This window comes from Stenotrophomonas sp. STEN022 (genome assembly GCF_056760155.1).
This window is the reverse complement of sequence record NZ_JBRREG010000138.1, coordinates 1-9,276: the sequence shown is the minus strand read 5'-3', so window position 1 is coordinate 9,276 and position 9,276 is coordinate 1. Positions and strand designations below refer to the sequence as shown.

Annotated in this window: 9 protein-coding genes; 5 read left to right on the top strand and 4 right to left on the bottom strand. The window is 63.2% G+C overall.

Annotated features, from left to right (window positions below; translation table 11 throughout):
• Window positions 1-87: 87 nt before the first annotated feature.
• Together ACVOMF_RS19570 and ACVOMF_RS19565 are read right to left on the bottom strand one after the other, a co-directional pair.
• Window positions 88-339: a hypothetical protein gene (locus ACVOMF_RS19570; RefSeq protein ID WP_481510750.1), complete on the bottom strand. Its 252-nt coding sequence runs from the start codon at window positions 337-339 to the stop codon at window positions 88-90.
• Between the two features lie 119 nt (window positions 340-458).
• The gene (locus ACVOMF_RS19565) at window positions 459-911 is read right to left on the bottom strand and encodes a nucleoside deaminase (protein ID WP_481510749.1); all 453 of its coding nucleotides are present in this window, start codon (window positions 909-911) and stop codon (window positions 459-461) included.
• A 92-nt stretch (window positions 912-1,003) separates the two neighbouring features.
• Between ACVOMF_RS19565 and ubiE the strand changes: the two genes are divergently transcribed.
• Both ubiE and ACVOMF_RS19555 read left to right on the top strand, forming a co-directional pair.
• Window positions 1,004-1,768: a bifunctional demethylmenaquinone methyltransferase/2-methoxy-6-polyprenyl-1,4-benzoquinol methylase UbiE gene (ubiE, locus tag ACVOMF_RS19560; RefSeq protein WP_303747501.1), complete on the top strand. Its 765-nt coding sequence runs from the start codon at window positions 1,004-1,006 to the stop codon at window positions 1,766-1,768.
• 370 nt (window positions 1,769-2,138) lie between these two features.
• Window positions 2,139-4,073, top strand: coding sequence for a M1 family metallopeptidase (locus ACVOMF_RS19555; protein ID WP_481510748.1), 1,935 nt, complete (start codon window positions 2,139-2,141; stop codon window positions 4,071-4,073).
• 289 nt (window positions 4,074-4,362) lie between these two features.
• On the opposite strand, the gene ACVOMF_RS19550 is transcribed toward ACVOMF_RS19555, so the two are convergent.
• Window positions 4,363-5,598 carry an acetamidase/formamidase family protein gene (locus ACVOMF_RS19550; protein WP_481510747.1) on the bottom strand — a complete coding sequence of 412 codons (1,236 nt, stop codon included), beginning with the start codon at window positions 5,596-5,598 and terminating at the stop codon, window positions 4,363-4,365.
• Between the two features lie 249 nt (window positions 5,599-5,847).
• The gene (locus ACVOMF_RS19545) at window positions 5,848-6,474 is read right to left on the bottom strand and encodes a TetR/AcrR family transcriptional regulator (RefSeq protein ID WP_481510746.1); all 627 of its coding nucleotides are present in this window, start codon (window positions 6,472-6,474) and stop codon (window positions 5,848-5,850) included.
• 81 nt (window positions 6,475-6,555) lie between these two features.
• Here ACVOMF_RS19545 and ACVOMF_RS19540 point away from each other — a divergent pair, with 81 nt between their 5' ends.
• The 3 genes from ACVOMF_RS19540 (at window position 6,556) to ACVOMF_RS19530 (ending at window position 9,163) form a co-directional block, all read left to right on the top strand.
• Window positions 6,556-7,644 (top strand): MBL fold metallo-hydrolase, encoded by a 1,089-nt coding sequence (locus ACVOMF_RS19540; RefSeq protein ID WP_481510745.1) that lies wholly within the window; start codon window positions 6,556-6,558, stop codon window positions 7,642-7,644.
• A gap of 149 nt (window positions 7,645-7,793) precedes the next feature.
• On the top strand, window positions 7,794-8,528 hold the full coding sequence (locus ACVOMF_RS19535) for a hypothetical protein (RefSeq protein WP_481510744.1): 735 nt from the start codon (window positions 7,794-7,796) through the stop codon (window positions 8,526-8,528).
• Complete coding sequence (locus ACVOMF_RS19530; RefSeq protein ID WP_481510743.1) at window positions 8,528-9,163, top strand: HAD family hydrolase; 636 nt, start codon at window positions 8,528-8,530, stop codon at window positions 9,161-9,163. Before ACVOMF_RS19535 ends, ACVOMF_RS19530 begins: the two co-directional genes overlap by 1 nt.
• Window positions 9,164-9,276: the final 113 nt, after the last annotated feature.

Genomic DNA, 9,276 nt, shown 5'->3' with positions numbered 1-9,276 from the left:
GGGCTGTACCGGGCAAGCCCCTGCCGAGCATGGCTCGGCACTACCGAAATCGGAGCAAAAAAAAACCGGGCCAGGCCCGGTTTTTTTCTATGCTTCGTTGTCCGCCAGCTCCAGTAACTGAGCCTTCTCAACCGCGCCCAGGCGTTGGGCAAATACCGCCAGGCGGTTGCAGAGCTCGGCCTGGTGTTCCGGGTATGCCGCTACCAGTTCACGTTGAACCTGTTGGTAGGCATCCCAGAACGGGGCCGAGCAGCGATGTCGTGCGTACTGCTGTCGCAATTGCTCCCCAGCACGCTGGAGGGATTGGCGACTGCTGTGTTGGATGGGCGTTGTATACATCGCTTCACCTCGATGGCAGTGCCCCTGTACCCCGAGCATACCGCTGTTTATCTTACGATCTGGCTACAGCGTCTAATTTCCCCATGAGATTAATGGGGATTTGTTCAGATTACGTCACGTTATTCGCCGATATCTTCATTCCAGACGTCTGGGTTCTCCGCGATGTAGCGGCCCATCATCTCGATGCAGCTGGCGTCATTCAGGTCGATGACGTTCACGCCGTTCTCGCGCAGCCAGCCGATGCCGCCGGGGAAACTGACCGATTCACCCACCACTACGGTGCCGATATTGAACTGGCGGACCAGCCCGCTGCAGTACCAGCACGGGGCCAGGGTGGTGACCATGATGGTGTTGCGGTAGCCGCGCTGGCGGCCTGCCTTGCGGAAGGCGTCGGTTTCGCCATGGATGGATGGGTCACCTTCCTGGATGCGGCGGTTGTGGCCGCAGCCGAGCAGACGGCCATCGTTGTGGTACAGCGCCGCGCCAATCGGGATGCCGCCTTCGGCCAGGCCCTGGCGGGCCTCGGCGATGGCGGTTTCAAGCAGGGCGCGGTAGTCCGGGGTGGTGATCATGCAAGGTCCTTGTGGTGCCGTGGCGATCATCATAGCGGCCGGATTCAGCCTGCTGGCGCCGCAATCGGGCTGTCGGTGCGATAATCGGCACCATGAGCGAATCCCCCTACAAGACCGGCACCACCCACTTCGGCTTCCGCGATGTACCGGCCAAGGACAAGCAGAAGCTTGTCGGCCAGGTGTTCACTTCCGTGGCCGACAACTACGACCTGATGAACGACCTGATGAGCCTGGGTATTCATCGGCTGTGGAAGCGCTACTTCGTCGCTACCGCGCAGGTGAAGCCGGGCGACCGCGTGCTGGATCTGGCCGGCGGTACCGGTGACATCGCCGTGCTGCTGAAGGAGCGCATCGGCGCCGAGGGCAGCGTGGTGCTGGGTGATATCAATGCCGGCATGTTGTCGGTGGGGCGCGACCGTCTGACCAACCGCGGCCAGGTATCGGGCTTCGAGTGGGTGCAGCTCAACGCGGAGGCGCTGCCGTTCCCGGACCAGAGCTTCGACCTGGTGACGATTTCCTTCGGCCTGCGCAATGTGACCGACAAGGAAGCCGCGCTGCGCGAGATGTACCGCGTGCTGAAGGTAGGCGGGCAGGCGCGCGTGCTGGAGTTTTCGGAAGTGACCGTGGACTGGTTCAAGCCGGTCTACGATTTCCACTCGTTCAAGGTGCTGCCGAAGCTGGGCAAGCTGTTTGCGCGTGGCGATGCCGACAGCTACCAGTACCTGGCCGAGAGCATCCGCAAGCACCCGCCGCAGGAAGAGCTGAAGGCGATGATGACGGAGGCCGGGTTTGGTCGCTGCCATTACAAGAACCTGAGCGCGGGTATTGTTTCGATTCACTCTGGTTACAAGCTTTGAGGCCTGCTTGCTGGGTGGGTTGAGGAAAAAGCGGCCATTGGCCGCTTTTTTCGTATGTGGGGTGATGCTGCTGGTTTTGTCTTTTGTTGGTAAGGCCCCTGCCGACCATGGCACGGCACTACAGTGGGCCGCCCGCCCTGAGCCCTCCCTTTGCCGAAGGCAAGGGGAGGGTTGGGAGGGGTGCTTTTGCTTTGCTCCTGCTCTTGATGATGAGTCAACGCGAAGAGCGATCCCCGCCTTCGCGGGGATGGCGGGATCAGGCATTTTCTGGCGTGGGCCTTGCCGCAACCGTCGGTTGCCGCACTGCCGCATCCAACAAAGCCTTTCGGGTTTAAAATCAATGGTTATCCCCTGAACCGGTTCCAGATCAATGCGTTCTTCGTTCCTGATGCTGCCCCTGGCCGTGGCGCTTGTCGCTGGCTGTGCCAAAGAACCCGCAGCCCCCACCGTCGACCCCGTCGCCCAGAAGCCCGCCGCCGCCGTGAATACCGTCAGCCGCAGCCACGATGAAAGCTCCTACGCCGAACCCGAAAAGGTCGTCATCAAGGACCTTGCGCTGGATCTGAAGGTCGATTTCGACGCCAAACAGATCGGCGGCACCGCGACCTATACGCTGGAGTGGAAGGACAAGGCTGCCAAGCAGCTGCTGCTCGATACCCGCGAGCTGAGCGTTGAGAAGGTCGAGGCCCTCGCCGCCGATGGCGCTGCCACCCCGCTGCAGTTCGTGCTGGCGCCGGCCGACAAGGTGTTCGGAAGCAAGCTGAGCATCGAAACCCCGGCCCAGCCGACCTCGGTGCGCATCACCTACCACACCGCGCCGACCGCCTCCGGTCTGCAGTGGCTGGAGCCGTCCATGACTGAGGGCAAGAAGATGCCCTTCATGTTCAGCCAGTCGCAGGCGATCCACGCCCGTTCCTGGGTGCCGTTGCAGGACACCCCGAGCGTTCGCTTCACCTATAGCGCGCACGTCACCAGCCGCCCGGACGTGATGGTGCTGATGAGCGCCGACAACGATCCCAAGGCTGCACGCGATGGCGATTACGCCTTCAAGATGCCGCAGCCGATCCCGTCCTACCTGCTGGCCATCGCTGCTGGCGACCTGGTGTTCGAGCCGATCTCCGAGCGCTCCGGCGTGTGGGCCGAGCCGACCATGGTCAACAAGGCCGTCAAGGAATTCGAAGACACCGAAAAGATGATCGGTGCCGCCGAGAACCTGTACGGCGAATACCGCTGGGGCCGTTACGACATGCTGGTGCTGCCGCCGTCGTTCCCGTTCGGTGGGATGGAAAACCCGCGCCTGACCTTCGCTACCCCGACCGTCATCGTTGGCGACAAGTCGCTGGTGTCGCTGGTCGCGCACGAATTGGCGCATAGCTGGTCCGGCAATCTGGTGACCAACGCCAGCTGGAAGGACATCTGGCTCAACGAAGGTTTCACCACCTACGTGCAGGGCCGCATCACCGAGGCGCTGTATGGCGCCGAGATGGCCGAGATGGAGCGCGAGATCGACCAGACTGATCTGCTCAATGAAGTGAAGGACATGAGCCCGGCCGACCAGGCGCTGGCACTGCCGCCGCTCAACGAGCGTGACCCGGACGATGCGCTGAGCCAGGTGGCTTACGTCAAGGGCGCATGGTTCCTGCAGTTCCTGGAGCAGCGCTTTGGTCGTGCGGTGTTTGATCCGTTCCTGCGTGGCTGGTTCGACGACCATGCCTTCCAGAGCGCCAACACCGACCAGTTCGTCGAGTACATGAAGAAGAACCTGCTGCCGAAGAATCCGACGGCGGTAACCGATGCCGAACTGAAGGCATGGCTGGAAGAGCCGGGCATCCCGGCGTTCGCCAGCAAGGCCCGTTCGCGCAACTTCGCCGTGGTCGACACCGCCCGCATCGCCTTCCTGGGTAGCGACTCGCTGCCGAACAGCCAGGTAACCCGCGAGTGGAACACCCAGGAATGGGTGCGTTTCATTGATGGCTTGGGCGAGAAACTGCCGGTCGAGAAGCTGGCGCAGCTGGACAAGGGTTACCACTTCACCGGTACCCCGAACGGCGAAATCGCGATGCGTTGGTACCCGCTGGCAATCCGCAGCGGCTACACCGATGCACAGGCTGCCGCCGGTGAGTTCATCCAGAAGGTTGGCCGCCGCAAGCTGGTGCTGCCGATCTACGCTGAACTGCTGAAGACGCCGGAAGGTCTGGCGTTTGCCAAGGAAGTGTTTGCCAAGGCCAAGCCGGGCTACCACCCGATCACCACCGCCTCGGTGGAAGCGATGATCGCCAAGGCGGAAGCTGCACCGAAGCAGTAATCGGCGTCAGCAGGCTTCAACACAAACGGCGAGCTTCGGCTCGCCGTTTGTTTTTGTGCGGCCTTCAAATCTGCGGGTAATTGTGTAGCCCGGGTAAGCGCAGCGCACCCGGGACCCTTTGCGCGGAGCCTTTTTGTAGAGCCGAGCCATGCTCGGCTGGGCGTTACCGGTAAGGCCTCTGCCGAGCATGGCTCGGCACTACATGTCGGCGTTGTTGAGCAGGTTGTATGGCGCGCCCGAGCGCGTCGGCTTCCTGCGGCGTAGTCGCAATCAGACTCGACCGCAGCCCTCAGTTACTGCTCTTTGCCGCCGCAAGCGGCAGGTCCTTCAATACCGACTTGTCGATCTTCGCCGCCACACCAACACTGCGACCAGCAAGATTGACCACGCTGTACTGCACCGCCACGCCCAGCACCTGGGTTGCCTGTGACATATCCAAACCATAGGACTGGCGCAGCCACTGCAGCATTCCCGAAGTCGCCAAACGCAGCGCATCGTCGCTGGAGCCGCCTTGGCCCAAGGTCATGATCTGCGTCGGCGATTCCACGCGCGGTGTGGCGATGGACTGCTTCTTGATCAGTTCAACCTTCAGCACCACATCCAGTGATGTCTCCAGTGCCCATTGGCTGGTTTCACCGTCGCCCTGCAGGGCGTGACCGTCGCCGACATACAGCAATGCGCCGGGCTGCTGCACCTCAAGGTAAACCGTATTGCCTTCGACCACGGCGTTGAAATCCATGTTGCCGCCGAAGTCGCTGGTGTCGCCGGTGGAGAAGGGCGGGTAACCAAAACCGGGAGCAACAGCGAGGCCGCCGAGCATCGGCTTGACCGGGATTTCAAAGTGCTTCAGCGCGCCGCTGGCGCCCTGCGGTCGCGCCATGCCGCGCACGCGATCCAGTTCCCAGCGCACCGGATTGCCCAGCGTCGCGGTCTCGGTGGCGATGCGCGGTGTCTTCAAGCGGCCGACGATGCCGTCGAGGCTGTCGGCGTAGTCGCGGTTGAGCTTGAGCGAACGGATGGTGATCGCCAGCGTGTCGCCGGGCTCGGCACCGGCGACGAAGAACGGCCCGACCTGTGGGTTGCCGAACAAGGCGCGGGTGATGCCGTGCTCGTCGACACCGCCGGAATCCAGGGTCTTGGTCTGCACCGAATCGCCGGGCCAGATCACCAGCGCCGGCGCGCGATCGGCGCTGAAGGTGTTGGAGTAGTCGCTTGGGGTGAAGTCATGTAGGCGCGGTGCCTTGTCCGGCCGTGCCGGCACCCGCCAGGCGCTGAAATCATGCGCTGCACGCGCGCTGCGGTTGTTGGTGTCCGGCTCGTCGCTGCGGCCCTGCATGCGGCTGCCATCGATGTGGCCATCGTAATGATAGACCTGACCGTCGCTGCCGGTTGCGGTGAACTTCAGTTGCGCGCCGTTCAAGCTGCCGGCGATCGGGTCGCCGCCCAATGTTCCGCTGACGCGCGTGCCTTGCACGTCCAGATTCAAGGTCTGCTGGGCGCTGTTGCCCCATAGATCGGTGACCAAGATCCATTGATCGGCAGCGAGGGCATGGAGTGGGAGTAGGGACAACAACAGCGATGACCATCTCAGGGAAGTGCGCACGTTGCCTGTGTCTGCGAAGGGCCCGGTGGGCGTGTTCGCGGAGTGTACGAATGGCTGCCTTGCCGTCGCAGTGTCAAAGGTAACTACAGCTGTAGTCATGTCAACTGTTCGTGCACCAGAGTGACGATTCCTGCGGCACGCTGCCGGGGTGGGTGCGCGCCGTGCTCATACTCAGGGCGTGAGCGCGCGCACCGCCAGGAACATGTCCACGCAGTCGTGCATCACCCGCTGCTGTGCACTGGCGTCCAGGGGCGCAGCGCCCATCGCGATCTGTGGCCAGAACGCGAACGCCTTGACCATGCCCTGCAGCTGATGGGCGGCGTCGGCCGGGGCGATGTCATCGCGCAGGCGGCCATCGGCCTGCGCGGCGCGGATCCAGGTGGTCAGGCCTTCTTCCTTCTCGGCCAGCTTGTCCATCATCACCCGTGCGCGTTCCGGTGCATGCACCAGCTCGGCCATGGCCACCCGCGACAGGTCGATGAAGCTGGCGTCGCTGAGCAGGCGCAGCTTCTGCGCGACGAAGGCCAGCAACTGCTCGCGCAGTGGTCGGGCCGGATCGTAGGCGAGGGCGTCCAGCGACTGGCTCGCTTCCCACAGCTGCCAGAGGATGGCGGTGAACAGCTCGTCCTTGCTGGCGAAGTGGTTGTAGACCGTGCGCTTGGACACCCCGGCGGTGGCGGCGACGCGGTCCATGCTGGTGCCGGCAAAGCCCAGTTCGCGGAACTCGGACACCGCCGCGCGCAGGATGGCCTCGCGTTTGCGGTCGGTCAGGCGGAGCGGGCGCTTGGAGTCATTCATCCGTTGATTTTACACCGTTCAGTTTACTTTCCTTGAAATGGAAGTAGACTCGCCAGTGTACTTTTACCGGCAAGCCCAGCCATGAAGCGTCGCCTGCCTCGTTTCCTCCTTCCCATTACGGTGCTGATCGCCATGTCCATTGGCCTGCTGACCTGCGGCGCGCATCCTGCCGCTTCCTACGACCAGTCGCCGCAATACGGCGAGGGGCGCTTCCACAATGTGGCCAAGCAGGTTCCGCTTGGCTTCGTGCGCGGCGCCAAGGTGTGGTGGCGCTTCCTGTTCGACAAGCCGGCTGACGCGACCCCGCAGGTGGCGATTCCGGTGCATGCCTTGACCCGGCAGGCGCTACTGGACGCGCCCGACGACAGCCTGTGGCGGTTAGGCCACTCGACCATGCTGATGAAGCTGGATGGTCACTTCTGGCTGACCGACCCGGTGTTCTCCGAGCGGGTGTCGCCGTTCTCGTTCATGGGGCCGAAGCGCTTCCATGCGCCGCCGCTGTCGATCGACGAGTTGCCCGATATCACCGGCGTCATAATTTCGCACGATCACTACGACCATCTTGACCACGACGCGGTGTTGGCGCTGGCACCGAAGGTGCGGCACTTCGTCACCGCGCTGGGTGTGGGCGATCGCCTGCTTGCCTGGGGCGTGCCGCAGGAAAAAATCACCCAGCTGGACTGGTGGCAGGAAACGCGGGTGGAAGGTCTGAAGATCGCGGCCACGCCTGCACAGCATTTCTCCGGTCGTGGTTTGTCCGATGGCAACCGCACCCTGTGGGCATCGTGGGTGATCGATACCGGCCGCACGCGGATCTTCTTCAGTGGCGACAGTGGTTATTTCGATGGCTTTGCGAAGATCGGTGAGCGCTACGGCCCGTTCGATCTGGCGATGGTCGAGACCGGTGCCTATGACGCGGATTGGCCGGGCGTACACATGCAACCGGAGCAGAGCCTGCAGGCGCATCTGGATGTGCGCGGCAAGGTGATGATGCCGATCCATAACGGTACGTTTGACCTGGCTTTGCATCCCTGGACCGAGCCGTTCGAGCGGATTACCGCATTGGCGGCGGAGCAGGGGGTTGTGTTGACTGCGCCGCAGATGGGCGAGCGGCTGGATATCCGTGCGCCGGCGCCTTCTACGCATTGGTGGCGGGTTGGCGGGGAGTGATGGTTGCGGTTGCTTTTAATGCCGTCATTTCCGCGTAGGCGGGAATGACGGCATAAGAGCCAAAGCCAAAGCGATTCCCGATTCCCCAACATGCTCTAAAGTGAAGCCCATCGCGCGACCATTCCGCGCCACGTTCACCGGAGCTGTTGATGAAACCCCTGATCTTTGGCGCTCTCTGCGTCTTCGCCCTGGCCGCCTGCAGCAACCCGGAGGCCGAGCGCCAGCAACAAGAAGCTGCAGCTGCACAGGAGCGCGCCAAGCGCGAAGCCGACGCCGAAGGTATCGGCAAGCTGTACGACACTGCAGTTACCGCTGCCGATTGGGAAAAAGCGCGCATCCACGGCGCCGCGCTGCTCGATCAGTTCCCTGATTCTGAAACCGCCAAGCGCATCGAGCCGGGCTTTGCCGAGGTCCGGGAGAAGGCGGCTGCGGCCAGCGAGCTGCGCCGCATGCAGGCCTTGTGGAGTTACAACCAGGTGCGGGTCAAGGGCGGCACCCAGCGCTCGGCGGCGATCCTCAGCAAGGACCGCGTGGAAGTGGACAGCACCGGGCCCAAACAGGTGAACCTGGTGTTCCGCGATCACCCGGAATGGAAGCGCCACGCCTATCTGGTGCTGCAGTCCAGTGACTTCGCCAAGGTTTGCTACCGCGCCTGCCAGGTCAAGGTCAGCGTCGACGGCGCGCCTGCCCGCAACATGGCAGCGTATCGCCCGGATACCGATGAAGCCATCGCCATGTTCATCGATGACAACCGCGGCCTGTGGCGGCAGGCACGCAAGGCCGAGGTCATCGAGATCGAGTTCCCGGTACTGGCCGGCGGCACCCGCAAGGCGGTGTTCGAGGTTGGCGGACTGGATGGCAGCCAGATGCCGAACTGGGATTGATGCCGGTGGTTGCTGACACGGCGGGGCGTTGCGACGTTGCCGCCAGCCGTCATTGGGTGTTCGACATGGACGGCACCCTGACCGAGCCGGTGCATGATTTCGAATTGATCCGGCGCGAGCTGCGGATTCCATCCGGCGCGGACATTCTTGAGCATCTTGCCAGCTTGCCGGCGCAGCATGCCGCGGAGAGCCATGCCTGGCTGATGCAGCACGAGCGGGAGCTGGCCGAAGCATCGGTTGCTGCGCCGGGCGCGGTGGACTTGATCCGCGCGCTGCATGCCGATGGTTGCCGGCTGGGCATCCTTACCCGCAATGCGCGCGAGCTGGCCGAAGTGACCTTGGCGGCGATTGGTGTGGTGGAGTGTTTTGCCGCCGGGGAAATCATCGGCCGCTGGGAAGTGGAGCCGAAGCCGTCACCGGCTGGATTGCAGTTCTTTGCCGAGCGCTGGGATGTAGCACCGGCAGCGATGCGGATGGTGGGTGATCATTACTACGACCTGGCCACCGCGAAGGCTGCTGGCGTGCCGGGGATTCTGATCAATGTGCCGGATGATCCGTGGCCGGGCATGGCGCAATGGCAGCTGCGCGATTGCGCGCAGTTGTTGCAGCAGTGGCAGGCCGCGGAATCCCGGTAGAGCCGAGCCATGCTCGGCTGGGGCGTTACCGGTGAAGCCACGTGTGGGAGCGGGCGAAAACCCCCAACAACCCCCACCAAAAAAATGCGCAATAGCCGGCAAAACCACAAAAA